The organism is Variovorax rhizosphaerae, from assembly GCF_037889975.1.
Lineage (GTDB): Bacteria > Pseudomonadota > Gammaproteobacteria > Burkholderiales > Burkholderiaceae_C > Variovorax > Variovorax rhizosphaerae.
The window spans coordinates 361,163-384,799 of sequence record NZ_JBBKZT010000003.1 but is presented as its reverse complement, the minus strand read 5'-3'; the positions used below and the strand labels follow the sequence as shown (position 1 = coordinate 384,799).

The 23,637-nt window shown below is 66.8% G+C and carries 26 protein-coding genes; 11 read left to right on the top strand and 15 right to left on the bottom strand.

The features are described from left to right. Nucleotides 1-34: 34 nt before the first annotated feature. The 3 genes from WKW82_RS08410 (at nucleotide 35) to WKW82_RS08400 (ending at nucleotide 2,363) form a co-directional block, all read left to right on the top strand. Entirely contained in the window at nucleotides 35-787 is a 753-nt protein-coding gene (locus WKW82_RS08410; protein WP_340341812.1) for an IclR family transcriptional regulator, read from the top strand. Between the two features lie 217 nt (nucleotides 788-1,004). Further along, on the top strand, nucleotides 1,005-1,430 hold the full coding sequence (locus WKW82_RS08405) for an FAD-binding oxidoreductase (protein WP_340341811.1): 426 nt from the start codon (nucleotides 1,005-1,007) through the stop codon (nucleotides 1,428-1,430). Between the two features lie 75 nt (nucleotides 1,431-1,505). Then, on the top strand, nucleotides 1,506-2,363 hold the full coding sequence (locus WKW82_RS08400) for a TauD/TfdA dioxygenase family protein (RefSeq protein WP_340341810.1): 858 nt from the start codon (nucleotides 1,506-1,508) through the stop codon (nucleotides 2,361-2,363). Nucleotides 2,364-2,388: 25 nt separating this feature from the next. Here the strand turns inward: WKW82_RS08400 and WKW82_RS08395 are convergent, their stop codons facing one another. The 5 genes from WKW82_RS08395 to WKW82_RS08375 all read right to left on the bottom strand — a co-directional run bounded on the left by WKW82_RS08395 (nucleotide 2,389) and on the right by WKW82_RS08375 (nucleotide 6,892). After that, the gene (locus WKW82_RS08395) at nucleotides 2,389-3,381 is read right to left on the bottom strand and encodes a Bug family tripartite tricarboxylate transporter substrate binding protein (protein WP_340341809.1); all 993 of its coding nucleotides are present in this window, start codon (nucleotides 3,379-3,381) and stop codon (nucleotides 2,389-2,391) included. Between the two features lie 115 nt (nucleotides 3,382-3,496). Further along, nucleotides 3,497-4,549: a ketopantoate reductase family protein gene (locus WKW82_RS08390; protein WP_340341808.1), complete on the bottom strand. Its 1,053-nt coding sequence runs from the start codon at nucleotides 4,547-4,549 to the stop codon at nucleotides 3,497-3,499. Between the two features lie 12 nt (nucleotides 4,550-4,561). Continuing rightward, nucleotides 4,562-5,377: an IclR family transcriptional regulator gene (locus WKW82_RS08385; RefSeq protein WP_340341807.1), complete on the bottom strand. Its 816-nt coding sequence runs from the start codon at nucleotides 5,375-5,377 to the stop codon at nucleotides 4,562-4,564. A 24-nt stretch (nucleotides 5,378-5,401) separates the two neighbouring features. Continuing rightward, nucleotides 5,402-6,274, bottom strand: coding sequence for an amidohydrolase family protein (locus WKW82_RS08380; RefSeq protein ID WP_340341806.1), 873 nt, complete (start codon nucleotides 6,272-6,274; stop codon nucleotides 5,402-5,404). A gap of 126 nt (nucleotides 6,275-6,400) precedes the next feature. Continuing rightward, a complete protein-coding gene (locus tag WKW82_RS08375; RefSeq protein WP_340341805.1) occupies nucleotides 6,401-6,892 on the bottom strand; it encodes an Lrp/AsnC family transcriptional regulator in 492 nt (163 codons plus the stop codon). A gap of 64 nt (nucleotides 6,893-6,956) precedes the next feature. Here WKW82_RS08375 and ilvB point away from each other — a divergent pair, with 64 nt between their 5' ends. Beyond that, entirely contained in the window at nucleotides 6,957-8,723 is a 1,767-nt protein-coding gene (ilvB, locus tag WKW82_RS08370; RefSeq protein ID WP_340341804.1) for a biosynthetic-type acetolactate synthase large subunit, read from the top strand. A gap of 89 nt (nucleotides 8,724-8,812) precedes the next feature. Here ilvB and WKW82_RS08365 read toward each other — a convergent pair whose 3' ends face one another. The 5 genes from WKW82_RS08365 to WKW82_RS08345 all read right to left on the bottom strand — a co-directional run bounded on the left by WKW82_RS08365 (nucleotide 8,813) and on the right by WKW82_RS08345 (nucleotide 13,729). Then, entirely contained in the window at nucleotides 8,813-9,523 is a 711-nt protein-coding gene (locus WKW82_RS08365) for an RraA family protein (protein ID WP_340341803.1), read from the bottom strand. 14 nt (nucleotides 9,524-9,537) lie between these two features. Continuing rightward, nucleotides 9,538-10,425 carry a TauD/TfdA dioxygenase family protein gene (locus WKW82_RS08360; RefSeq protein ID WP_340341802.1) on the bottom strand — a complete coding sequence of 296 codons (888 nt, stop codon included), beginning with the start codon at nucleotides 10,423-10,425 and terminating at the stop codon, nucleotides 9,538-9,540. Nucleotides 10,426-10,597: 172 nt separating this feature from the next. After that, nucleotides 10,598-11,563: a Bug family tripartite tricarboxylate transporter substrate binding protein gene (locus WKW82_RS08355; protein ID WP_340341801.1), complete on the bottom strand. Its 966-nt coding sequence runs from the start codon at nucleotides 11,561-11,563 to the stop codon at nucleotides 10,598-10,600. Beyond that, nucleotides 11,560-12,789 (bottom strand): alpha-hydroxy acid oxidase, encoded by a 1,230-nt coding sequence (locus tag WKW82_RS08350; protein WP_340341800.1) that lies wholly within the window; start codon nucleotides 12,787-12,789, stop codon nucleotides 11,560-11,562. Before WKW82_RS08350 ends, WKW82_RS08355 begins: the two co-directional genes overlap by 4 nt. 115 nt (nucleotides 12,790-12,904) lie before the next feature. Beyond that, complete coding sequence (locus WKW82_RS08345) at nucleotides 12,905-13,729, bottom strand: IclR family transcriptional regulator (protein ID WP_340341799.1); 825 nt, start codon at nucleotides 13,727-13,729, stop codon at nucleotides 12,905-12,907. A gap of 72 nt (nucleotides 13,730-13,801) precedes the next feature. Between WKW82_RS08345 and WKW82_RS08340 the strand changes: the two genes are divergently transcribed. Next, nucleotides 13,802-14,548: an IclR family transcriptional regulator gene (locus WKW82_RS08340; RefSeq protein ID WP_340341798.1), complete on the top strand. Its 747-nt coding sequence runs from the start codon at nucleotides 13,802-13,804 to the stop codon at nucleotides 14,546-14,548. A gap of 75 nt (nucleotides 14,549-14,623) precedes the next feature. Here WKW82_RS08340 and WKW82_RS08335 read toward each other — a convergent pair whose 3' ends face one another. From WKW82_RS08335 to WKW82_RS08325, 3 genes are all read right to left on the bottom strand, one after another. Further along, on the bottom strand, nucleotides 14,624-15,022 hold the full coding sequence (locus tag WKW82_RS08335) for a hypothetical protein (protein WP_340341797.1): 399 nt from the start codon (nucleotides 15,020-15,022) through the stop codon (nucleotides 14,624-14,626). Between the two features lie 109 nt (nucleotides 15,023-15,131). Continuing rightward, entirely contained in the window at nucleotides 15,132-15,419 is a 288-nt protein-coding gene (locus tag WKW82_RS08330) for an acylphosphatase (protein WP_340341796.1), read from the bottom strand. A 52-nt stretch (nucleotides 15,420-15,471) separates the two neighbouring features. Beyond that, nucleotides 15,472-16,326, bottom strand: coding sequence for a helix-turn-helix transcriptional regulator (locus WKW82_RS08325; protein ID WP_340341795.1), 855 nt, complete (start codon nucleotides 16,324-16,326; stop codon nucleotides 15,472-15,474). A gap of 154 nt (nucleotides 16,327-16,480) precedes the next feature. Here WKW82_RS08325 and iaaH point away from each other — a divergent pair, with 154 nt between their 5' ends. The 6 genes from iaaH to WKW82_RS08295 all read left to right on the top strand — a co-directional run bounded on the left by iaaH (nucleotide 16,481) and on the right by WKW82_RS08295 (nucleotide 22,875). After that, on the top strand, nucleotides 16,481-17,884 hold the full coding sequence (gene iaaH / locus WKW82_RS08320; RefSeq protein WP_340341794.1) for an indoleacetamide hydrolase: 1,404 nt from the start codon (nucleotides 16,481-16,483) through the stop codon (nucleotides 17,882-17,884). Between the two features lie 38 nt (nucleotides 17,885-17,922). Then, the gene (locus WKW82_RS08315) at nucleotides 17,923-19,074 is read left to right on the top strand and encodes a substrate-binding domain-containing protein (protein WP_340341793.1); all 1,152 of its coding nucleotides are present in this window, start codon (nucleotides 17,923-17,925) and stop codon (nucleotides 19,072-19,074) included. Between the two features lie 4 nt (nucleotides 19,075-19,078). Then, nucleotides 19,079-19,933, top strand: coding sequence for a branched-chain amino acid ABC transporter permease (locus WKW82_RS08310; RefSeq protein ID WP_340341792.1), 855 nt, complete (start codon nucleotides 19,079-19,081; stop codon nucleotides 19,931-19,933). Next, nucleotides 19,911-21,707 (top strand): branched-chain amino acid ABC transporter ATP-binding protein/permease, encoded by a 1,797-nt coding sequence (locus WKW82_RS08305; protein ID WP_340341791.1) that lies wholly within the window; start codon nucleotides 19,911-19,913, stop codon nucleotides 21,705-21,707. Before WKW82_RS08310 ends, WKW82_RS08305 begins: the two co-directional genes overlap by 23 nt. 79 nt (nucleotides 21,708-21,786) lie before the next feature. Beyond that, nucleotides 21,787-22,488: an ABC transporter ATP-binding protein gene (locus tag WKW82_RS08300; protein WP_340341790.1), complete on the top strand. Its 702-nt coding sequence runs from the start codon at nucleotides 21,787-21,789 to the stop codon at nucleotides 22,486-22,488. A 57-nt stretch (nucleotides 22,489-22,545) separates the two neighbouring features. Beyond that, complete coding sequence (locus tag WKW82_RS08295; RefSeq protein ID WP_340341789.1) at nucleotides 22,546-22,875, top strand: NIPSNAP family protein; 330 nt, start codon at nucleotides 22,546-22,548, stop codon at nucleotides 22,873-22,875. A 10-nt stretch (nucleotides 22,876-22,885) separates the two neighbouring features. On the opposite strand, the gene WKW82_RS08290 is transcribed toward WKW82_RS08295, so the two are convergent. Both WKW82_RS08290 and WKW82_RS08285 read right to left on the bottom strand, forming a co-directional pair. Next, nucleotides 22,886-23,119 (bottom strand): hypothetical protein, encoded by a 234-nt coding sequence (locus tag WKW82_RS08290; RefSeq protein ID WP_340341788.1) that lies wholly within the window; start codon nucleotides 23,117-23,119, stop codon nucleotides 22,886-22,888. 96 nt (nucleotides 23,120-23,215) lie between these two features. Next, entirely contained in the window at nucleotides 23,216-23,605 is a 390-nt protein-coding gene (locus tag WKW82_RS08285; protein WP_340341787.1) for a hypothetical protein, read from the bottom strand. Nucleotides 23,606-23,637: the final 32 nt, after the last annotated feature.

Below are 23,637 nucleotides of genomic sequence, written 5' to 3'. Positions count from 1 at the left end.
GACGCCCACCGGCGCCAAGGAAGACCGCCATTTCGTGACGGCACTGGCCAGGGGCCTGCAAGTCCTTCAATGCTTCAAATCCGGTGAAGAGCGTCTCGGGAACCAGGAACTGTCCGAGCGATGCTCGCTGCCCAAATCCACCGTGACGCGGCTGACGTACACCTTGACCAAGCTGGGCTTCTTGCACCATGTCGAGGAGTCAGGTCGGTATCGCCTGGGCATGTCGACGCTGAAGCTCGGCGGCACGACGCTCGCCCGGCTTGATGTCAAGGAGATCGGGCGCCCGCTGATGCAGGAACTGGCGAACAGCACCGGAAGCATGATCGCTCTGGGCATGCGCGACGGCATGTCGATGCTCTACATCGAGACCTGTCGAAGCCAATCGTTCGTCACGCTCAATCTCAACCTGGGGTCGCGAATTCCGCTGGTGACGACGGCCATGGGGCGCGCATGCCTTGCCGCGATGCGGCCCAGTGCGCGCAAGGCCGTGGAAGAGCGCATACGAGCGATGGACCCTGCCGCCTGGCCTGAAATTGAATCGGGCATCCACGCTGCGATCGGCGAACTGGAAGAGCTGGGTTGCTGCACTTCCTTTGGCGATTGGAAAGACGAGGTCCATGCCATCGCTGCCCCTCTCAAGATCGGCAAGGGGATGCCTCTGATGGTGCTGAGCGCCTCGGGGCCCTCACAAACGATGGCGGCCGAAGTGTTCATGCGGGATGTACGCCCCCGGTTGCTGGCGACGGTGCGAGAGATCGAAAGGCACTTCACGGCGAATGCCGCTTGAGGCGTTGAGGAATGGCGACCCGGCGGGCAGCGAAAAAGGACCGAAGCAGCTGCGCCTGCTGCCACCAGGACATGAGCACATCTGTTGCGACGTCGGCTTCAACAACGTGGCGCGAGGCCTTGTCATTTCTCCGAGTCGTCAGGCAAGCGCATGCGCTCCATGAACTGCCGCCGCTCGCGCTTCTGGGAGTCGGTTCCCGAGCACGCCATCCTTCACCGTGCGGCTGCACCGGCATGACGGTTCGTTTCAGCGCGCTGCCGACGAAAAGCTCCGCGACGCGGAGGGCGATCACTGCCTCACCTGCCAATCGCGTCCGCTGTCGGACCTGACCCTCGATGCGCCCACCGTGCCCGCCACGCCGCGGCAGCGCGTGGTGCAGGCTGGTGCGCGCGTCGCGGACGTCCAACGCCCGACCGGCGACGCGGCCATCGTGAAGCTCCCGTTGCCGGCAGGATCGGGCTTCGCGTTTCGCCTCGGGCAATACGCCGAAGTGGTGATGCGCGACGGCCAGCGCCGCAGCTATGCGATGGCCAACCGACCCGACGAGGAAGGGTTCATCGAATGGCACGTCCGCCGCGTGCCCAACGGGCGTTTTTCCGAACATGCCCACGCCAAGCTCAAGGCACGCGACCTGCTACGTTGAGTCTGGCGCTCACAAATTGCCGGAAAGTTCGAAATACGGAACCACTTTTCCTGATCTCGAATCTAGTATTCCGTCATGAGCACCACACATGACACTCGGATGCATGCCCTCCAAGCCCGAAAAATCGCCGGCGCCCTGGGCGCCGAACTCACCGGCCTCGATCTCGCCGAGGGCCTCGATGCCACGCAGGCCTCTCAGGTCCGCGAGGCACTGCTGGAGCACCAGGTCATCTTCATCCGCAACCAGGACCTGACCCCTCGGCAGTTCATGCGTTTCGCGGAAGCGATGGGCGAGCCGATCGAGTATCCGTTCGTGAGCGGCATCGAAGGCTACCCCTGCATCATCGAAGTCAAGAAGCTCGAGCATGAGCGGGTCAACTTCGGCGGCGTTTGGCATTCCGACACGACCTATCTCGAGGAGCCGCCGATGGGCTCCATGCTGCTGGCCCGCGAGATTCCGCCATACGGCGGCGACACCCTGTTCGCCAACCAGTACCTGGCCTACGAGACGCTCTCGGCCGAGATGAAGCGCATCGTCGATCCGCTGATCGGCATCTCCTCCTCGGCCCAGGCAGACGTCAGCAAGACCCGCGAAGATCGCATCAAGAGCGATGGCAAGTCGGACAAGGCGCAGCAGTTCACCGCAGAGCACCCGGTGGTGCGCACGCACCCCGAGACCGGGCGCAAGGCCTTGTACGTGAACGCGGCGCACACGGCCGGCTTCAAGGGCATGACCGATGCCGAGAGCAAGCCCTTGTTGCAGTTCCTGTTCCAGCACCAGGTCAAGCCCGAGTTCACCTGCAGGTTCGCGTGGGAAGCGAATTCCATTGCGTTCTGGGACAACCGTTGCACGCAACACAACCCGGTCAACGACTATCACGGCTTTCGCCGGGTGATGCAGCGCATCACGCTCAAGGGCGACCGGCCGAGGTAGCCGGCGCGAGCGGCTTGCAGGCGGTCTATTCGAGCTGGATGTCAGCCGCCTTGACCAGCGCATCCCAGCGCGCTTCCTCCGCCACGATGTGCGCACCGACCTGCGCCGGCGTCTGGGGTTTGGAGAGCTCCACGCCGCCGACCGATTTCACCTTGCTGTAGAAGGCTTCGCTCACGACCACCTTGTTGGCCGCGGCGTTCAGCCTGGCCTGCGTGTCGGCCGGCATCTGCTTCGGCCCCACGAGCACGAAGTTGACCGTGGCCTTGAAGTTGCGCATGCCGCCTTCTTCCATCGTCGGCAGCTCAGGATAGGCCGGGTCGCGCTTGTCGGACGCGAGGCCGAAGGTCTTGAGCTTGCCGCTGCGCACGAATTCCATCGAGCCCGTGGGCAGGAAGGCGTAGGTGATGCGGTCGCTGACCAGATCCATCTGGACCTGGTTGCCTCCCTTGTACGGCACATGCAGGGTCTTGACGCCGATCTCCTTGTTGAACATCTCGGCCATCAGGTGGATGGGCGTGGAGATGCCCGACGAGCCGTACGAATACTTCGACGGATCGGCCTTCAGCATCGCCACGAACTCCTTGAGATTCGTCGCCGGCACGCTGGGCGACGCGACCAGGATGAAGCCGATGGTCATGACGTCGGAGACGGGCGCGAAGTCACGCAATGCGGTGTAGGGCAGCTTGCTCAACAGCGAAGGCGCGACCACCGCGGGCAGGTTGGCGAACAGCAAGGTGTAGCCATCGGCCGGCGCGCGCGCGACGAAGGCGCCCGCCACCGTCTGGCTCGCGCCGGGCTTGTTGTCGATGATGACCGGCGTGCCGAGTGCGGCGCCGAAGTCGTCCGCGAAAGCGCGTGCAACCACATCGGTCGGGCTGCCGGCGGCGAAGGGCACAACGATGCTGATGGCCTTGTTCGGGAAGCCCTCCGCCTGTGCTGCGGTGGACAAGGCCAGCAAGGCGAAGGAGCCTGCGAGGCCACGAATGAAAGCTCTCTTGCTCGGCATGGGGAAGTGCATGTTGTCTCCGGAGAAGTTGTTGGCGTTTGTCTCTTCTTCAGGATAGGAGTCGCTTGCGCGGGTGCCCATAGGGCTGCGCGCCGGAGTTTCATCGCATGAACTTCTCGACCGCGGCTCAGCCCACGATCTGTTCGAGCAGCGAGGGATTCGGCGCGAACTCGCCCTTCTCGATGCGCTTGATGATGTCGTTGACCTGGCGGTGACACGTCACGTCGACACCAACTTCCGCCCCGCGCCGTGCCACCAGCCCGTTGATGTAGTCGGTCTCGGTGCGGCGACCCTTGCGGATGTCCTGTCCCATCGAAGGCCGTTGCGCGTCGCTGCGGGAGTTCGCGACCTCCATGATCATCCGGGTGATCGCCTCGCGCGCGGCGGCATCGTCTTCGGCGCGCGCGAGCAGGTCCAGGTCGAGCCCGCCGACGGGCTCCAGCGACAGGCCCAGCGCGCGGCCCACGCGCACGCACGAGCTGCCCAGCCGGATGGTCAGGTCGCGCGCCATGTCGTTGGTGTCGCGCTGCTTCCCGGTCATGCCGGTCAGCGCGCAGACGCCGTTGCGCATCGCGTTGATGGTCAGCTTCGACCAGCGCTCGCCCCAGAGATTCGGCGTGACCTTGCAGGTGTCGCAATGCGACAGCAGTCCGGCGATCATTTCTGCGCGCGGCGTGATCTGCCCGTGCAGTTCGCCGATGCGAATGCCGGCTTTCTTGTCGTCGCCGAGCGGCGAGTTGCGCACGATGCGCCCCGGCTCGACCAACTCCGCAGCCAGCGCGCTCACGGAGCAGCCCAGCGTTCGCTCCCAGCCGGCAATCGCGGCGATCGCGTGTTCGTTGATTCCGTTCTGCAGCGACACCACGCATCCCGTCGGCGTGAGATACGGCAGGATCATTTGCGTGGCCCATCCGGTGTCGTAGGCCTTCACGGCGATGAAGGCCACGTCGAAGGGCTGCTCCCGGACGAGTTGCGGCACGTCGCCGATGTGCAGTACGCGCACCGGCGTCTCCACCGAGCCGGCCCCGTTCATGCCCTCGACCTTCAGGCCCTTCTCTCGCATGTGCACGACGTGCTCCGGCCATGCGTCCACGAAGGTGGTGTCCACGCCCGCTCGGGTCATGTGGGCCCCAACGTAGCCACCGACCGCGCCGGCTCCGACGATGCATACCCTTGTCATTTGATCGCTTCCTTACAGGTTGAACTTGCGTGCATCGGCGGCGAGTGCCTCCGCGGCTTCGAACAGTTGCGCGCGCAACTCTGGCAGCCGCTCCTCGGGGTAGAGCTCGGGCGTGCCCAGCAGGCACAAAGCTGCGATCGCGTCCCCGTCCACGCCGCGCAGCGGCGTGCCGAACGCGTGCACGCCTGGAACGACGTCGCCGAGGTTCACGCCGAAGCCATGCCGGTCGGATCGCTCGCGTAGCTTCTGCAGTGCTGCGAGGCGGCCGGTGCCGCAGCGCGCGATCTCCTGTGCGACGTTCTCGCGCAGCACCGCACGTGCCGCGTCGGCCGGGAGCGTCTGCAGGATCGCCACGCCGCCCGCGGCGGTGAAAAGCGGCCGGCGATTGCCCGGGTACAGCACCGATCCGGACAACGCGATCGTGCCCGCGCGCACGCTGCAGACGTATTCATTGCCGCTGCGCAACAGCAGCACCGCGATGCCACCCAAGCGGCACGCGAAAGCATTCACCGCGACTTCGGCGCGGCGCTGGAACTGGAGATGGTCGGGCAGCGCGAGGCCCAGCTCGAACATCAGCGGGCCGGGCAGGTAATGGCGATCGCTTGTGCGCTGCGCCACGAGTCGTTCTTCCACGAGGAACGCGAGCATGCGGTGCACGGTGGCCCGGTCGAGATTGCAGGCGGCTGAGAGGTCCGACAGGCGCCAGCCGAACTGCGGCCGCGAGGCCACCATGCGCATCACCTTGATGACGCGGCCGAGGCTGCGCGTGCCGGGGCGTTCTACGTCTTGCGGGGCGGGGCGCTGGTGCAGCAGAGCGTCGAGATCCATGATGGCGTTCCTTGGGAAGTGCGTTCAGGCATCGAAGCCGTAGAGCCGACGCGGGTTGTCGACGAGGATCTTCTGCAGCGTGGCGGCATCGGGCGCCCACGATTCGAGGGCGTTCAATGTCTCGCCGAGGTCGACCTCGAACGGCGGGCACACGTCGGTGGCATTCGGCCGCGCGCCCGGCTGCGGGTGCGGCCAGTCGCTGCCCCACAGCATGCGATCCGGGTTGCAGTCGATCAGCAGCCGGGTCAGAGGCGCCAGGCTTTGAAGTGCATCGGGGCGCGCGCAGCGATAAGGCGCGGAGAGCTTCACATAGGCGCGTCCGCTCTCCACGAGCTTCAGCACTTCGACCAGTCCTTCCTGCTGCAGGCCAAGTCGCGCCTGCGCACCTGCGTAGTGGTCGAACACCAGCGGCACCGGCAAGTTGCCGAGCATGTCCGCGCACGCGCCGAGTAGCGGCAAGCTCGCATAGAGCTGCACATGCCAGCCGAGCGGCGCCACTCGCGCGACCGTGCGGCGCAGCCACGCGGTCGCCTTGTGCGCATCCCGCTCGCTATCGACCTCGAGGTTGACCCGCACACCCCGGACGCCGGCGGCGGCCATCCCGGCCAGTTCCGCATCGGAGGTGTCATCGTCGATCACCGCGACGCCGCGGGCGCGGCCCGGGCCCAACGTACGCAGCGCATGCAAGGTGGCGGCGTTGTCGGGCCCGTACACGCTGGGTTGGACGATCACGACGCGTTCGATGCCCAGCGCGTCGTGCAAGGCGGTCAACGTTTCGATCGATGCAGGCGGCGGCGTGTACCGGCGCGCGGCCCAGAGTGGGAACTTCGCCTCGTCCAGGAAGACGTGCGTGTGGCAATCGCATGCGCCGGGTGGCAGGTGCGGGGAGCGCTTCATGTGTCGGGGATTCACGCTCACCGTGGCGAGCGGCCTGTTGTTGTCTCTGCCCAGACCATAGCGGCTCACCCCCGGGTGAGCGCGCCGGTGCCACCCGCAAGTTTCATGGGTTGAACTTTTCCCCCTTCAGAGCGGCACGCTGGCTTCCTTCAAGACGCGCAACACGAAGCTCGACTTGCTGTGCCGGATGCCAGGGATCTTGTAGAGCTTCTCGCGCAGCAGCCGCTCGTAGTCGCGCGTGTCGCGCACCGCGATGCGGATGTAGTAGTCGTAGTCGCCCGACACCAGGTAGGCCTCCTGGATCTCGGGAATGGTGGCCAGCACGCGACCGAACTCGTAGAGCGTCTCGTCCGTGTGGCTCTCCAGCGTGAGCTGCACGATGACGAAGTCGTTGTAGCCGAGCTTGGCGGGGTCGAGATCGACCGTGTAGCGCTTGATCACGCCCTGCGTCTCCAGCTTCTTGATGCGCGTCCAGCAACTGGTGGGCGAGAGGCCGACCATCGCGCCGATCTCCTGCAGCGTGTGGCGCGAGTCCTCGCGCAGCACGCGCAGGATGGCGAGATCGATCGGGTCCGTGGATTCTTCGGCTGGATTGAGTATTTGGCGATTGGTTTTCATCATTCAGCCCAAATGAGACGGAAATATGAAGCCTATTCTGCGCCGAAGACCGAAGAATAGGGACATGGAACTCCTCGCACCCGAACGTCTTTCCCCGGCCCAGCCGGCCCGCCTGCGCAACGGCGCCGTCGCCCTGCTCGACACCCTGATCGAATGCGGCGTCGACACCATCTTCGGCTACCCCGGCGGCGCCGCACTGCCGCTCTATGACGCACTGCATGGCGAGCCTCGGCTGCGCCATGTGCTGGTGCGGCACGAGCAGGCGGCGGTGCATGCGGCGGAGGGTTATGCGCGCACGACGGGTCGCGTCGGCGTGGTGCTGGTGACTTCCGGTCCGGGCGTCGGTAACACCATCACAGGCTTGCTCGATGCCATGAGCGACTCGGTGCCGGTGCTGTGCATCAGCGGGCAGGTCGCCACCGCGGTGATCGGTACCAACGCGTTCCAGGAGAGCGATGCGCTCGGCATGTCGCGGCCCGTGACCAAGTGGAACCACCAGGCGCGCGTGGCCGACGAGATCCCGAACGTGATCCGCAAGGCGCTCGACATCGCCGCCTCGGGCCGGCCGGGGCCGGTGCTGGTCGATGTGCCGAAGGATGTGCAACTCACGCCCTTGCGCCATTCGCCAGCCGTAGTTGCAAAGCGTTCGCGCACGCTCCGCGCCAGCATGCCGCCGGCCGTCTCGTTGCAACGCGCAGCCGACCTGCTCTCCACGGCACGCCGGCCAGTGCTCTACGGCGGCGGGGGCCTGGTGAACTCCGGCGCGTCGGCATGCGAAGCCTTCACGCGGCTCGTGCAAAAACTCGACGCACCCTGCACGCTGACGCTGATGGGCCTCGGTGCCTTCCCCGCATCCGACCCGCGCTTCATCGGCATGCTCGGCATGCACGGCGCGCTGGAGGCCAACCTCGCGATGAATGAGGCCGACCTGGTGGTTTGCGTCGGCGCGCGCTTCGACGATCGCGTCACCGGCAAGCTCGACGAGTTCTGCCCGCACGCGCGCAAGATCCACATCGACATCGATCCGAGCAGCATCAACAAGGTGGTGAAAGTCGATGTGCCGATGGTCGGCGATTGCGGCGCCGTGCTCGATGCATTGCTCGCGATGCCGCAGCTCGACAGCCTCGCGCCACAGCGTCTCGCGCCCTGGTGGCAACGCATCGATCGCTGGCGCAGCGAGCGCTGCTTCGACTTCGCGCCGCGCGAGGGCGAGATCCTGCCGCAGCAATTGATGAGCACATTGCAGCAGGCCGTGCAGGGGCGCGACGCGATCGTCTCCACCGATGTCGGCCAGCACCAGATGTGGGCCGCGCAGTACCTGCGCTTCGAGCGGCCCGGTCGCTGGCTCACCTCGGGCGGTGCCGGCACGATGGGCTACGGCCTGCCAGCGGCCATCGGCGCGCAGATCGCGCATCCGGACGCGTTGGTCGTCTGCGTGAGTGGCGACGCCTCGGTGCTCATGAACATCCAGGAACTGTCCACGGCCGCGCAACACCGCACTCCCGTGAAGCTGGTGCTGTCGAACAACGGCTACATGGGCATGGTGCGCCAGTGGCAGGAGCTCAATCACGGCAATCGCCTGAGCCACAGCTGGAACGAGGCGCTGCCGGATTTCGTGGCGCTGGCGAAGGCCTTCGGATGGGGTGCGCGGCGCGTGTCCGATCCTGCCGAGCTGGAAGAAGCACTGGCCGAATGCCTTGCGTACGACGGGCCGTTCTTCCTCGATGTGCAGGTCGCGGCGCAGGAGAACTGCTTTCCGATGATGCCCTCGGGGCATGGCCATCACCGCGTGATGCTGGCCAAGGACCGCTGGTACGAAGAAAAGACCTAACGCCTCTCGAACTCGCCGAACGTCGCAAACAACAAAGCCCTGCGCAATGGCGCAGGGCTCTTCATTTTGTCGAATGGGGAGCAGACGGCTCAGTGGTCGTCGAAGGCCGCGTCGATCTCTTCGATGTTCTTCATCGCGGCATAGCTGGCCGCAGCGCCACCCAGGTCCCAGATGGCCTCGCCGCGCTCGATCGCCTTCGCCATGTCTTCTTCCCTGCGCATGCGCGCGAGTGCGCCCGCGACGACCTTTGGAGCTTCTTGTCGAGCAACGCAGATCACGCCGTCCCCATCCGCCACGATCAGGTCGCCGGGGTTCACCGTCACGCCATCGCAGACGATGGGCGCGTTGACCATGCCGTGACCGCATTTCTCCGAGTGGATCGATCGCACCTGCGTGGCCCAGACCGCGCAACCCAGCGCCTCGACCGTGTCGGTGTCGCGCGCGCTGCCTTGCACCACCACTCCCGCGAGCCCTTTCTTCATCGCGTAGCGCGTCGCCATGTCGCCCCATTGCGCGCCGGCGTTCTCGCCATCGACCACCACGACCAGCACGTCGCCGGGCTGCGCCAAGTAGAGCGCGCGATGCATCATGAGGTTGTCACCCGGGGCGCAGAAAGCCGTCACCGCGGGACCGGCAATCCTGCGGCCCTTCTGCAGCGGACGCATGCGGCTGGACATCAATCCGCCGCTTCCGTTCAGCCAGGCGGCCTCGTGCAGATCCGACACCGTGGCTTCGAGCGCTTGCGCGCAAAGCTCGGCATCGACACGGTTCACGCGCAAATAGACCTTGGAACTGTTCAAGGTGCCTTGCTCCTTCAGTGGGGCACGCAGTGCGCGTCGGCGGAGAGGCGGAAGGTGGTCCGCTTCATCAGGCGCGGCTGGTCGACGCTCATCTCGTCGCGGCGGTGCATGGTGCAGCCGTTGTCCCAGAACATCAGGTCGCCGTTGCGAACCTTGTGGCGGTAGACGAAGGCCGGATTGCCGCCGGCCTTGAACAGCACAGGCAGCACACGCGCGTTCTCCTCCTCGCTCAGCCCATCGATGGACACCAGCGTGGTCGGGTCCGCATAGAGTGCCTTGCGGCCCGTCACGGGGTGGGTCAGCACGACGGGGTGCTGCACCGGTGGCAGGGCGGCCATCTTCTTGCCCTGTTCGGTGTTCTTCAGTTCCGGCGCATTCAGGATCGCGAAGCGCTTGGCGTAGTGGTAGGTCCCGGTGCGGCCATCGACCAGCGCCTTGAGGTCGGCCGGCAAGCTGTCCCATGCGGCATATTGGTCCGCCCAGTAGATGTCGCCGCCGCCCTTGGGCACTTCGACGCCGTACAGGATGGCGCCCGTTGCGGGACGGCCGATGAAGGTCTGGTCCGAATGCCAGTCCACGTCGTCCCCACCCGCGAAGCCGCCGACGAAGCGGCCATCGGCATAGCGCAGCGTGCTGAAGTAGATGATCTCTTCGTGGTACGGCGACTGGATGTCCTTGCGGTTGGCCGTCTCGCACTTTCCGAACAGGCCGGTGAAGCGCACCTGGTCGGCTTCCTCCAGGCATTGGCGCGGGAAGATGATCAGCGGCGAGGTCTGCCAGAGCTCACGGATCCGCTCGATCGCATCGGGGTCGTCCATGATCTCGTCGATGCGTTCATCGATCTCGATGGCGAAGTCGGAGTGCAGCGCGCGAACTTTCAAATCGGTGGTGGTGGCGGACATGGTGTGTCTCCTTGGAGGGTGTTGGCTGTTAGCGTGGTTGAGTGCAGGTTTTGAAGGTGTGAAGATTCCGTAGCGAGGGCGCCGAGGTCGGGTTCGCGGCGCGGAACCGCACTCCCGTGCGGTGAGCACCGCGGACCCGAGATCGGTGGCCGCAGTAGAAATATTCACACCTTCAATCGGCTTTCATGTTGGCGGTGCGGATCGTCGTGGCGGCATTGGTGCGCTCCGAGCGCAACCAGGCCACGAGCTGGTTGTGATCCATCGGCGGTGCAGGCTCGAAGCCGAGGTCCTGCAGCGCCTTCGCCGTCTCCGGCAGCGCGAGGATCTTGCGCATCTCCGTCGCGAGCCGGTCACGGATCTCGACCGGAATCCCGCGCGGCGCCATCAACGCGTTCCACGCGACGATGTTGAAGCCGTCGAGCCCCTGCTGGGAAACGGTCTTGAGATCGGGCAGCGCGCTCATCGGCTTGGCGGAGGTCACGGCGAGCGGCTTGATCTTCCCGAACTGCGCACGCGAGGCTGCGACGGTGTCGATCAGCACCGGCACCTGGTCGCCGAGCAAGGCGGTCATGGCCTCGCCCGAACCCTTGTACTTGATCGCGAACAGCGGCACCTTCTGCAGCTTGATCGTCTCCAGCACCAGTTGCGCGGTCACGCTCGGCACCGCGACGTCGATCTTGTCCGGCCTTGTCCTGGCCATCTGGATGAGCTCGGACAGGGAATTGATGTTGGCCGACGGGTTCACCGAGATGACCATCGGGATGAAGGCCGTGGCCGCGATCGGATCGAAGTCCTTCTCGGCGTCGAAGCCCGTGTTGTCGTAGAGCGCAGGATTCAGCGCGTGCGTTCCGGAGGCGCCCATGATGAGCGTGTAGCCGTCGGGCGTGGCGCGCGCGGCATACGCCGTTCCGATGTTGCCGAACGCGCCGGCGCGGTTCTCGACCACCACGCCTTGGTTGAGCGCGCCGGACAGCTTGGCGGCGAAGTAGCGCGTCGCGATGTCGGTGCTCTGGCCCGGCGGATAGGCCACGATGATGCGCAGCGGCTTGTCGGGATATCCGTCCGCGAGGGCGGTGCCCATGCACATCAAGGCCATCGGTATCGCGGCAAGCCAGCGCTTGAAACCGGAAGAAATCATCGTTGTCTCCTTATCGTTGGAATGTGCTGTTCGACGGCGGCCCGGTTCAGCTCGGAACCCCATTCGGGGCCGGCGCCCTCGACGCGCAAGTAGCGTTCGTCGAGCGCGTCGAACGAACTGCAGCCGATCTGCGCCATGACCATGTCGATCTCGTTGCGCACGATCTGGAGCGCGCGTGCGATGCCCCGTGCACCACCGGCGGCCGCGCCGAACAGCGTGGGCCGCCCGAAGGTCGCGAAGCGCGCGCCCAGGCAGCGCGCGATGACGATGTCGGAGCCGCGCCGCACCCCGCTGTCCAGCATCAGTTCGACCTTGTCGCCGACGGCCGCGCGAATGGCCGGCAGCATCTCCAGCGGCGAAGGCGCCACGTCGAGTTGGCGTCCGCCGTGGTTGGAGACGATGAGCGCGTCGACGCCCATGGCCGCGGCCTGGCGCGCATCTTCAGGGTGCAGCAGGCCCTTCACAACGAGCGGGCCGTTCCACTCGGCGCGAATGCGTTCCAGCGTCTGCCACTTGATCATCGGCGCGGGCGTCAGCGTGCCGTACAGGTCAGCCACTTCGGCGGCCGATGCGCCTGCGCGGCCGTAGGGCGCCCAGTTGCTCATCATCGGGATCCCGCCGGTGCGCAGGTAGCGCAGCACCCAGGCCGGATGGCCGAGCGCTTCGAGCACCACGGGCGGCGTCATGCGGAACGGGCGCGAGAAACCGTTGCGGCGATTGCGCTCGCGGTTCGAGTTGACGGGCACGTCGACCGACACCACCAGCGTGCTCACGCCGACGTCGCGTGCGCGCTTCACGAGGTCGGTGTTGATGCGCTCGTCGCGCGTGCCGTAGATCTGGAACCAGACATGATCGGGCGCGAGCTTGGCGACCGCTTCGACCGAGGCATTGCTGGCGCTCGAAAGAAGGAAAGGAATGTTGGCAGCCTTGGCCGCCTGGGCGAGCAGTTCGTCGGCGCCCGGATAGAACAGGCCGGCCAGGCCGGTCGGCGAAATGCCGAAGGGGCTGGCATAGCGACGGCCCAGCAGTTCGGTCGACTGGTCGCGCGTGGACACGTCGACGAGGTAGCGCGGCACCAGCTGGTAATGGCGAAAGGCCTCGCGATTGCGCCGCATGCAGTCTTCGTCGTCGACGCCGCCATCGATGAAATCGAAGGCGATGCGCGGGAGCTTGCGCCGGGCCATCAGCCGCAGATCCTCGAGGTTGACGGCGCGGTCGACGTTCATGTGTTCTCGTTCAGAAGGTGTCTCTGATTTCGAGAATATCGACCGTCCTCTGGGCTGCCCATAGGGCCCGGCATCCGAGTTTCAATATGTGAACTTCTCGGTGCAGCCTCTTTTTCTAGTCGGGCGATGCCACCTTCATGACCGAGCCGAGCAACTGCCGCGCATCGCCTTCCACGGCTTCTGCGACCTCGGTCAGCAACTTTCGGATCTCCGGGATGCGCGCCTCGCTGAGTTGCTCGGGCAGGCCGGTGAGGCACACCGCCGCGACCGCATGACCGTTGTCGCCACAGACCGGCACTGCGAACGCATGCACGCCGGGCGCCACGTCGCCGAGGTTGACGCCGAAGCCGTGGCGCCGCGAGCGTTCGCGCATCTTGCGCAGCGCCTCCAGGCGTCCAGGGCCGCGTGTCACCGTTTCCTGTTGCACGTTGTCATGCAGGATGTCCTCGGCTTCCAGGGACGGCAGCGTCTGCAGGATCGCCACGCCGCCGACCGATGTGAACAAGGGCCGCCGCGTACCCACATGCACCATGAGGCCGCGCAGTTCGAGCTCGCCCTCACGCACCGCGCAGACGTACTCGTTGCCGCTGCGCAGGATCATCCACGCGATGGACTCGGTCTGGGCGGCGAACCTGGCAAGGCGACGCTCGCAGGCCTGCTGGAAGGCGGCATGGCCGGGCAGCGACAGGCTGAGCTCGAAGAGCATCGGGCCGGGAAAGTAGTGCTTGTCCGCCGGGCGTTGCTGCACGAAGCGCTCGCGCACCAGGCACGTCAGGACACGGTGCGCCGTGCCCTTGTCGATATCGCAGCGTGCGGCGAGATCCGACAGGCGCCAGCCGAATTCGCCGCGTGCAGCGAGTTCACGCAGGATGCGCAGCGCGCGTTCGATGCTCTGGGTGCCGCTGCGTTCCGGGGCTTGCGTCTTGCGCGGGGTTTTCACGATTTGAACCTGAACATTCCTGAGCAAGAACCGGTGTTCTATATTTCGAAATTGACCGAACAAGGATTGTCCATGACCGCAGCCGCCAGCGTCGTCTCCGTAGAACGCGTCATCGACATCTTCGAAGCCTTCCAGGCCAGCCAGCGACCCCTCTCGCTGACCGACCTGGCCGAAGCGGTGAACATTCCGAAGAGCACCTGCCACGCGATCGTCGCGACGCTCACCGCGCGCGGGTACCTGTATTCGCTGGCCCGGCCGCGCTCGCTCTATCCGACCCAACGCATGTTCGATGTGGCGCGCGACATCCTCGACAAGGATCCGTTCGTGGAGCGTCTCACGCCCATGCTGGAGCGGCTGCGCGACAGTTCGCGCGAGACGGTGATTCTCGGCAAGCGCCAAGGCGACACCGTGGTCTACCTGCAGGTGGCCGAAAGCGCGCACTCGATCCGCTACTCGGCGCGCCCGGGTGACATCAAGCCGCTGCATTCGAGTTCGATCGGCAAGGCCTTGCTGGGCTCGCTCAAGGAGCCGGAGCTGCGTGCATGGTTCGAGGGCAGGACACTGCCTGCTGTGACCACCGCGACGATCACCGATCCCGGCCTGCTCATCGCAGACATCCTGAAGAGCCGCCGGGCCGGCTATTTCCAGACGCGCGGAGAGAACGTCAGCGACGTGTGGGCCGTGGCCGCCTTCTTTGCCGTCCACAACGAGACCCTCGCCATCGCGGTGGCCGGGCCGAGGCATCGCATGGAAGGCAGCCTCGCGGATTGCGCCCAGTTGCTTGTCGCAACCTGCAGCCTCATTTCGCGCGAGTTCTAGTCCGAGGCGGGGCAGGACTCGCCCGAGTCGAGGCTGGGATCAGGAAGCCACCGCCTCAGGCAGCGTGCGCCTTGCCTATTTGCTTGGCGCCGGAACGGTCGTGACGGTTTCCCGGATCACGCCGCCGCCCATCACGCTGCCGCTCGTCGTGGTGGACCCGCTCCCCGTGCCCTGCATGCGTGCCTCGCAGTCGGCCCTCTCGCTGGCGGGCAAGGCCTGGCAGCGCGCCGACGCATTCTGGTCGGCCGCTGCGGCGCCCGGTTGCGTCAGGCCGCCGCGCGCGGCTTCCTGGCGGGCTGCTCCCGCCTCGCGCAGACAGGCTGCAGTGTCCTGGCGCGCATCGCAATTGGCCGCTTTGGGGGTCTGAGACCAGGCCGCGCCAGCGCTGAGAACGCCGGCAAACATGAACAACACCGAGGCTGCGGACGAGCGAATAGTTTTCAATTGGATCTCCTTGGATTGCCGGTCCAGCATGCGCCAATCCCCATGGCTGGCTGTCAGCGCGAGACGCGACTTCCGGGAGGTGTTCGGCGGGTGTCGGGCACCGGCACGCCGAAGTGCGGAGGGCGTTGCTGGTGCCTGACTAAAGCGTCTCGCGCGCCTCGAAGCCTTCGAAGGCTGTTTCCGGCGCAGGTGCGTTGTCCACGTCCACGCGCTCCACGCGCGCATCCCGCGGGCCGTGACGGGCCCATGCGATGAGCGCATCGACGCCCGCGACGTCGCCCGAGACGACGGCCTCCACCGCGCCATCGCGCCGATTGCGCACCCAGCCTTGCACGCCCAACCGCTCGGCGGCCTGGACCATGGACCAGCGATAGCCCACGCCCTGGACCAGGCCTTGCACGGTGAGGCGCCTGTGGACGGTGGTCATGCGGGTCCGAATGGTCCGGCCTTCTGGCGCATCTGATGCAGCACCGCGGTCCTCAAGCCGGTGCCGGGCACTGCGGTCTGCGTGCGGGCGGAAAGGGAGCCGAAGGCGGTTGCAGTGCAGGGGCGCCAGCCACTGGCGCATCGCTGACCAGTGCCTGCACCCGCGCGGCCAGCTGCGTCCGGTTGTCCACCCGCAGCTTGCGAAACGCATTCGCCAGATGAAAGCGAACGGTCGGCAGGCCCACGGCCATGCGCTTGGCAATGAGCTTGTCGGGGCAGCCGGAGAGCACCAGCGACGCAGCCTCCGCCTCGCGCATGCTGAGCGCGGACTTGCGCTGCAGCAATTCCGTCACGCTCTCGCAGGCCGCGGGCGACATCAGCGGTTCGGTCTCCCAGCGCAGGCGTGCCAGCGCCGCGGCGAAGGCGGGCTCGACCATGCGCAGCGCATCGATCTCGTTCGCATCGAAGTTGCCGCGTTCGCGCTGCCGCCAGATGCGCATGTCGCCGGTGCAGGCGCCCTGCGAGAACACATACAGGTTGACGCCCCAGTGCATGTGGTCGCGCGCCAGGAAGTCGTTGAAGAACTCGGTGCGCGACAGGTCGCTCTGGCACAGGATCTGGGTCGCCAGCGTGGGATGGCGGCGCTCCATCATCGGGAAGGTCAGCGGGTCGATGAAGCGGTAGTACTCGTCCCAGGTGCGCAGGTTGTCCAGCGACATGTTGACCGCCTTGACGCGGTCGAAGCGGTGGGTGGCGGTGTTGAAGGTGAAGGAGACGTAGGTGTCGGCCTGCAGCAGGTCCAGCATGGGCAAGGCGAGGTCGCCGCGCAGTGCATCGGCGTCGGTCGCCTCGGCCAGCAGGCGCATGACATCACCGAGCGCGCGGGTCTGCGACGTGTTGAGGTGCATGGTGTGGTTGAAGCAAGGACCGTGCGGGGGACGTGTCTGGCGGCCATGCTAGTCCTGGCCACCGCTGCGGGAATCGGTGGCGACCCCTATCAATCGTGATAGGTGTGCGGCAAGTTGCCGATTCCTACGATGCGTTGCACATCCGGAGAAAAGCATGAACCTGACCCAAGCGGGCGTCGTCGAATTGCGGCGCCAGATCCAGCAGCGATCCGTGACCAGCGCGGCGCTTGTCGAGGCGCTGATCGAACGAACGCAGGCGCAGGCCGCGCTCAACGGCTACGTGGCCTTTGACGCCGATGCCTTGCGTGCGCAGGCCCGTACCGCCGACGAGCGCATCGCGGCGGGGGAAGACTTGCCGTTGCTGGGCGTGCCGATCGCGCTCAAGGACAACATCGATTCCGTCGGGCTGCCGAGTTCCGCCGGCACCGGTGCGCTGAAGGGCAAGGAGCCCAGCGAAGACGCCGAAGTGGTGCGCCGCCTGCGCGCGGCCGGGGCGCTCATCGCGGGCAAGGCGAACATGCATGAGTTGGCCTTTGGCATCACCAACAACAACGCCGTCACCGGCGCGGCGCACAACCCGTGGGATGCGACGCGCATTCCGGGGGGCAGCAGCGGCGGTTCCGGCGTGGTGGTGGCGGCAGGGTGGGTGCCGGCGGCGCTTGGCACGGACACGGGCGGATCGGTGCGCGTTCCTGCCGCGCTGTGCGGCCTCGTGGGGTTCCGGCCGACGGTGGGGCGGGTGTCCGGGCGGGGCATTGCGCCGATCTCCACCACGCGCGACACGGCCGGGCCGATCGCCCGTAGCGTCGCGGATTGCGCCTTGCTGGACAGCGTGCTCGCCGGCGACAGCGAGCCACTCGCGACGGTGCCGCTCAAGGGCGTGAGGCTGGGGCTGCCCAAGCCGTATTGGGAAGCGATCGAACCTGGCGTGCGCGAGGTCATGGATGCGGCGCTCGATCGCCTGCGCGCCGCCGGCGTCGAGTTCGTCGAGCTGCCGATGCCCAAGTTGTTCGAACTGGCCGGCGGTGTCGGATTCCCGGTCGCCTTGTTCGAGTTCGTGCGCGACATGACGGACTACCTGCGCTATGCGAATCGCGGCATCGACTTCAGGCAACTGGTCGAGGGCGTCGGCAGCCCCGATGTCTCCGGACTTGCCCAGTCGCTGCTCGGCGCTGGCGCTGTGCCCGAGGGCGTCTATCAAGAGGCGCTGAAGACGCGCGTCCAGTTGCAGGCGCTCTATGCCGACACCTTCTCGTCCGCCGGCGTGCAGGCCTTGCTGTTCCCGACCACGCCCCTGACGGCCGCGCCGATCGGGCAGGACGAGACCGTGCTGTTCAACGGCCAGCAAAGCCCGACCTTCACCACCTTCATCCGCAACACTGACCCCGGCAGCAACGCCGGCATCCCCGGCGTCTCGTTGCCGGCCGGCCTGTCCGCCGGCCTGCCGGTGGGACTGGCGCTGGACGGGCCGGCCGGCAGCGACCGCGCCTTGCTCGCGCTCGCTGCGGCCATCGAAGCTGTGTTGCCGCCCCTGCCATCCGCCCCCTGGCAACGCTGATCGCCCCGTATTCACAACATCACCACGGAGGAGCTCCCATGGACCGTCGTACCTTTCTTCATGGCGCAGCCGCCGCCGCGGCGGCCATCACCGCGCCGGCCGTGCGCGCCGCATCGCCGCTGAAGGTGGCCGTGATGCTGCCCCTGAGCGGACCCGCCGGCCTGTTCGGACCATCATCCAAGGCTTGCACGGAGCTGGCCGTGGAGACCCTCAACGCCCGCGGCGGCGTGCTCGGCCGCACGCTGGAAGTGGCCTTCGGCGATGCCGGCCTGCCGCCTGCGGAGGCCTCGCAGGCGGCGCTCAAGCTCTGGAAAGGCGGCGGTGCGCAGGTGGTGATCGGCATGCATGACAGTGCGGTGCGCGGCGCGCTGGTCGGCCTGTTCAAGGGCCAGGTGCCGTACTTCTACACGCCGGTCTACGAAGGCGGCGAATGCGCCAAGGGCACCTACGTGAACGGCGAGACGCCGGCGCAGCAACTCGCGCCCGTCATCCCGTGGATCGCCACGGAACGCAAGCCGAAGAAGTGGTACATGATCGGCAACGACTACATCTGGGGCCGCAACACCAACGCCGCCGCCAAGGACTACATCACCAAGACCGGCGCGCAGGTGGTGGGCGACGAGTACCTTCCCTTCACCGTCGACAACTTCGATTCGAGCCTGACCCGCATTCGCGACAGCGGCGCCGATGCGGTGCTGGTGTCGCTGGTGGGCGGTGCATCGGTGACCTTCAACAAGGCCTTCGCGAGCTTCGGTCTGGCGGACAAGGCGCTGCGCCTGGGCACGTTGCTGGAGGAGAACACGCTGGCTGGCATCGGCCTCGCCAACGCGAAAAACCTCTATTCGAGCGCCGGCTATTTCGCCAACATCCAGACGCCCGCGGCCAAGGCTTTCTCGGATGCGTACTTCAAGAAGTTCGGCCCGCAGGCGCCGGCGCTCAACGGGCTGGCTGAGTCGGTGTATGAAGGCTTCCTGATGCTGGAGGCGATCGCCGCCAAGGCCAAGTCGCTCGACGTGGCCAAGATGGACCCGGCCAGCGAAGGCGCCAGCTACAACGGTCCTCGCGGCGCCGTCATGATGCGTTCGCGGCATGTGGAGCAGGACATCTACGTGGCGGATGTGGACGACAAGGGCTTCCGCGTCGTCAAGACCTTCCCGCGTGTCGCTTCGGGGCAGGTCTGCAAAGTCTGAAGCGATGGATTCGAGCTGGCTGCTGCACGGCCTGAACCTCCTCTACGCGCTCTCGACGCTGGCGCTCACGACGCTGGGCCTGGCGGTGGTCTTCGGCCTGCTCGGCGTCATGAACATGGCGCATGGCGAGTTCGTGATGCTCGGCGCTTATGCGGTGGTGACGGTGCAGTCCTGGGGCTGGCCGATCGCGACCGCGATGCCCCTGGCCATCGTCGCGTGCGGGCTGCTCGGCTATGTGGTGGAGCGCTGGCTGATCCGGCCGCTGTATGCGCGGCCCTTCGACACGCTGCTGGCCACCTGGGGCCTGGCGATGGTGCTGCGCAAGCTGGTCGAGGCGGGGTACGGGCGAGGCTATCGCAACATCGAGAGCAACCTGTCGATGCCGGTCACGCTGGGCGGCGTGCAGTACCCGGGGTACCGGCTGGCGCTGATCGGCTTCGCGATCGTCGTGATGATCGCGCTGGCGCTCTGGTATCGGCGCAGCGCCATGGGGCTGCGCGTGCGCGCGATGACGGGCAATCCGCTCTTGGCGCAGGCGCTTGGCATCGACACGCGGCGGCTGGCTTCGCAGACCTTCGTGATCGGCGTTGTGCTGGCCGGTGCGGCCGGCGTGTTGCTGGCGCCGCTGGTGCGCATCGAGCCCGGCATCGGCGTGGACTACCTGCTGGATTCCTTCTTCGTTCTCGTGGTGGGCGGCTTGGGCACGTTGGGCGGTTTTGGCGGTGGCGTGGGGCTGATCGGCGGCACCCAGTCGATCGTCAGCAGCCTGGTCGGCCAGACCAGCGGCTATGCGGCGGTGCTGATCCTGTCGATGCTCTTTCTGTGGCTGAAGCCGAATGGACTCCTTGGACGCCGCTGAACTCACGCGCACGGCCGAATCGCGCACCAGCCTCCGCAAGTGGCGCATGCCCGCCGTCGAGCCTGTGTTGCTGGCGATCGCACTGGTGGCGCTGCCGTTCCTCACGAACGATTTCGTCGCGTACCAGATCGCGCTCTTCCTCATCTACGGCATCGCGACCCAGGGTGTCGCGTTGTGCTGGGGACGGCTGGGCTTCCTGCCGCTGGGGCATGCGCTTTTCTTCGGGCTCGGCGCCTATCTGACTGGCGGCGTGCTCAAGGCGGCGCAGCAGCAGCCGGGCTGGTGGCTCGCGCTGCCGCTGGCGTTGCTGCTGCCTGCGGCGCTGGCCTTTGTCGTGGCGCGGCTCGTGTTCGCGCGCAGCCATCGCAGCGGGCCCTTCTTCTCGCTTATCACGCTGGCCATGACGATGCTGGGCTTCCTCGCCGCACAGCAGTGGAGCGCCGTCACCGGCGGCTTCAATGGCATGGCCGACATTCCGGAGTTTCCGGGGACCGACCGCTACGGCACCTACTACTGGATCGTGGCCGCGTGCGCCGTCGCCAGCACGATGCTGCTCGGCATCGCATTGCGCCGGCCGCTTGGCCTGCTGTGGAGCGCGGTGGCGCAGAACGAAGACCGGCTGCAGCTGTTCGGCTACGCGACGGACCGCATCAAGGCCTTTGCCTTCGCCTGCTCCGCGCTGCTGGCGGCCGGGGCGGGTGCGTTGTTCGCCATGCACCAGGGCATCGTCACGCCGCTCACGATGGGCTTCGTGCTGTCGACAGAGTTCGTGATCTGGGCGGCGGTCGGCGGCAAGGCGAGCCCGCTGGGTGGGCTGCTCGGCGCCGTGTTCGTCGGCTACGCGTCCTCCGAGTTGCGCGACCACTTCGCTTACTGGGAAGTGCTGGTCGGCGCGATCTTCATCGCGGTGGTGCGCTTCCTGCCCGAAGGGCTGGCCGGGCTGGGAAAGCGGCTGAACCTGGGTCGCTTCGACGCGGCGTCCGTGGTGCCGTCAACTGCGCCGCCCGTCGACAGGCGAGTTCAGGACATCGGCCTGGCCTTCGAGGAGGTCGAGGTTTCGCAAGGCGGCGTGCGGATCCTCGGCGGTCTTTCGCTCAGCTTGCAGGGCGCGGGCTTGCGCTGCGTGATCGGGCCCAACGGCGCGGGCAAGACCTCTGCCTTCAACGTGATGACCGGGCGCCTGCCGCTGCGCGCAGGCCGCATCGTGCTGGATGGCGTCGACATCTCCGGTGCATCGGCATGGCGCGTGGCGCGGCGGGGCGTCGGGCGCAAGCTGCAGATTCCCTCGGTCTTTCCCGAACTGAGCGTGAGCCAGAACCTGGACATCGCCTTGTGGGCCGGCCGGCTCGGTCCGGCGGCGTCTTTGAAGCGAGCGCCACTGGGCTGGACCAGTGGTTTGCGCAACGAGTTGCTGGACCTCTTCCCCGCCTTGCGCGACCAACTGGACCACCGCGCGGGCAGCCTGTCGCAAGGGCATCGCCAGGCGCTGGAATTCGTGATGACCGTGCTGCCCCAGCCGCGGCTGGTCCTGCTCGATGAACCCTGCGCAGGCCTGTCGCCCGCGGAGACGCACCACATGATCGAGGCGATCAAGACCGTCGTCGGCAGGCTGGGCGCGGCCGCGCTGGTCATCGAGCACGACATCAGCGCGGTGGCTTCGATCGGCGGCGACGTGTACGTGCTGCACCAGGGGCGCCTGCTGGCGCAGGGGACGCTGGTGCAGATCCAGGCCGACCCGGCGGTTCGGGCGGTGTATGCGGGAGCGAGGAAATGAGCGCAGCGCCGGGCCGCTTCGAGCGCGCTCGCCTCAACGCGAGACGAGGGCGTGCAGTGCCAGGCGCGGAGGCCGTGAAGTGAGCGCAGCGAAACCGTTGCTGCAATTCAACGACATCGTGTGCGGCTACGGTGACGCCATGGTGCTGCGCGGCCTGAGCGGCGCAGTCGCCGGCGGCCGTGTGCTCGGCGTGCTGGGCCGCAATGGCGTCGGCAAGACCACGCTGATGCGGGCGCTTGCGGGCTTCCTGCCGCTGCGCCAGGGCGCCGTCAGCCTGGGCGGTCGCGACCTTGCACGCGTGCTGCCGCACCAGCGGCTGGCGCTCGGCATGGCCTACGCGCCGCAGGAAGACATCGTCTTCGGCGACCTCAGCGTCGAGGAAAACCTCTGGCTGCACCTGCCCGATCGCAACCCCGATCGCTATGCCGCCTGCCTCGAACTGTTCTCGCGCCTGGTCGAGCGCATGAACCAGCGCGCCGGATCGCTGAGCGGCGGCGAGCGCAAGCTGCTGTCCTTCACGCGGACCCTTGGATTGCGCGCGGCGCTCAGCATCCTCGACGAGCCCAGCGAGGGCGTCCAGCCGGAGAACATCGATCGCATGGCTCAACTCGTGCGCGCACGCAAGGCGCAGGGCGCGGCCTTCGTGATCGTCGAGCAGAACCTGGCCTTCCTGCAGGCCGTGGCGGACGACCTCATCGCCATCGACCACGGTGAATGCCTGCTCGCCGGCGAGGCCGCCACCTTTTCGCGGGAGACCCTGGAGGCGCACCTGATGGTGTGAGGACGTGTATTCGCGGAAGATGCACGCCCACCTCCCCCACCTCCCAAGGAGCCTCGGATGATCTATGAATTGCGGATCTACCGCACGCTGCCGGGCCGCATGCCCAACCTGCTGGCCCGGTTCAACGATCACACGGTTCACATCTGGGCGCGGCTCGGCATCCAGCCGGTCGGCTTCTGGACCACGCTGGTCGGCGATTCGGAACTGAACGTGCTGACCTACCTGGTCGCGTGGGAGTCGCTGGCGGATCGCGAGGCGAAGTGGCCGGTGTTCCTGGCCGATGCCGAATGGCTCCGCGTGAGGGCCGAAAGCGAGAAGGACGGACCGATCGTCGCCAACATCACCAATGAATTGCTGACGCCGACGAAGTTCTCGAAGTTGCAGTAGCCGTATCCGGTCAGGCGGAAGCGCGCCCCGTGACCCATTGCCGGATGGCGCCCACCTTCGATCGATCGGGCGTGCAGGAGCCGATCGGCCGCTTGCGGTAGAGCGCGCGCTCCTCCTCCGGCACCTGCTTGAGCGCGCCCAGGTTCTGTTCGCTGCAGGCCCACACGCTCGACACCACGAAATGGCCAGGCAGGGCGTTCGGCTTCGACCGGATGCGGACGTTGATGGCGCCGGTGCCGCCCATCGCCTCGGCACTCTCCGTGGCTTGCAGTTGGCCACCGCCGAGGATGGCGACGCGGCGCGCGAAGGCGAAGTTGAAGGCCTGGATTTTCCGGCGAACTCAGTTGACCGGCGTCACCGTCTCGCGGATCACGCCGCCGCCCAGCACGCTGCCCTCGACACTGCTCACGCCCGTGCCAGTCACGCGTTGCTCGCAGGCGAGGCGTTCAGCCGGCGGCTGTAACTGGCAACGGGCCAGGGCGTTCTGCTCGTAGGACGCCGGCGCGGCGCTGGTCAGGCCGTTGCGGCGCGCTTCCTCGCGCGCTGCACCGGCTTCACGGATGCAGGCGGCGCGGTCTTGCTGGATCGTGTTGCAAACGGCCAGTTCATTCTGGTAACGGGCGTCGGAACCCGGGCCTCTGGCCGGCGGCGCGGCGAAGGCGGCGGCGCTGGCGAGCGTGGTCGTGATGGCCAGCGCCAGGAAACGGGTGCGAAGAACGGTTGCAGTCATGAAAACACTCCTGTTGTGGGGCCCGACCCCAG

Bases quoted from the DNA above. Each gene is read 5' to 3' on its own strand.
- WKW82_RS08310 (WP_340341792.1), top strand. From the start codon at position 19,079: ATGGATTCGAGCTGGCTGCTGCACGGCCTGAACCTCCTCTACGCGCTC.
- WKW82_RS08390 (WP_340341808.1), bottom strand. From the start codon at position 4,549: ATGACAAGGGTATGCATCGTCGGAGCCGGCGCGGTCGGTGGCTACGTT.
- WKW82_RS08325 (WP_340341795.1), bottom strand. From the start codon at position 16,326: ATGCACCTCAACACGTCGCAGACCCGCGCGCTCGGTGATGTCATGCGC.
- WKW82_RS08340 (WP_340341798.1), top strand. From the start codon at position 13,802: ATGACCGCAGCCGCCAGCGTCGTCTCCGTAGAACGCGTCATCGACATC.
- WKW82_RS08335 (WP_340341797.1), bottom strand. From the start codon at position 15,022: ATGCTGGACCGGCAATCCAAGGAGATCCAATTGAAAACTATTCGCTCG.
- WKW82_RS08355 (WP_340341801.1), bottom strand. From the start codon at position 11,563: ATGATTTCTTCCGGTTTCAAGCGCTGGCTTGCCGCGATACCGATGGCC.
- WKW82_RS08360 (WP_340341802.1), bottom strand. From the start codon at position 10,425: ATGTCCGCCACCACCACCGATTTGAAAGTTCGCGCGCTGCACTCCGAC.
- WKW82_RS08285 (WP_340341787.1), bottom strand. From the start codon at position 23,605: ATGACTGCAACCGTTCTTCGCACCCGTTTCCTGGCGCTGGCCATCACG.
- WKW82_RS08330 (WP_340341796.1), bottom strand. From the start codon at position 15,419: ATGACCACCGTCCACAGGCGCCTCACCGTGCAAGGCCTGGTCCAGGGC.
- WKW82_RS08385 (WP_340341807.1), bottom strand. From the start codon at position 5,377: ATGGATCTCGACGCTCTGCTGCACCAGCGCCCCGCCCCGCAAGACGTA.
- WKW82_RS08395 (WP_340341809.1), bottom strand. From the start codon at position 3,381: ATGCACTTCCCCATGCCGAGCAAGAGAGCTTTCATTCGTGGCCTCGCA.
- WKW82_RS08375 (WP_340341805.1), bottom strand. From the start codon at position 6,892: ATGAAAACCAATCGCCAAATACTCAATCCAGCCGAAGAATCCACGGAC.
- iaaH (WP_340341794.1), top strand. From the start codon at position 16,481: ATGAACCTGACCCAAGCGGGCGTCGTCGAATTGCGGCGCCAGATCCAG.
- WKW82_RS08350 (WP_340341800.1), bottom strand. From the start codon at position 12,789: ATGAACGTCGACCGCGCCGTCAACCTCGAGGATCTGCGGCTGATGGCC.
- WKW82_RS08380 (WP_340341806.1), bottom strand. From the start codon at position 6,274: ATGAAGCGCTCCCCGCACCTGCCACCCGGCGCATGCGATTGCCACACG.
- WKW82_RS08400 (WP_340341810.1), top strand. From the start codon at position 1,506: ATGAGCACCACACATGACACTCGGATGCATGCCCTCCAAGCCCGAAAA.
- WKW82_RS08290 (WP_340341788.1), bottom strand. From the start codon at position 23,119: ATGGGCGGCACCGGCGCCATCAACGTCCGCATCCGGTCGAAGCCGAAC.
- WKW82_RS08315 (WP_340341793.1), top strand. From the start codon at position 17,923: ATGGACCGTCGTACCTTTCTTCATGGCGCAGCCGCCGCCGCGGCGGCC.
- WKW82_RS08305 (WP_340341791.1), top strand. From the start codon at position 19,911: ATGGACTCCTTGGACGCCGCTGAACTCACGCGCACGGCCGAATCGCGC.
- WKW82_RS08295 (WP_340341789.1), top strand. From the start codon at position 22,546: ATGATCTATGAATTGCGGATCTACCGCACGCTGCCGGGCCGCATGCCC.
- ilvB (WP_340341804.1), top strand. From the start codon at position 6,957: ATGGAACTCCTCGCACCCGAACGTCTTTCCCCGGCCCAGCCGGCCCGC.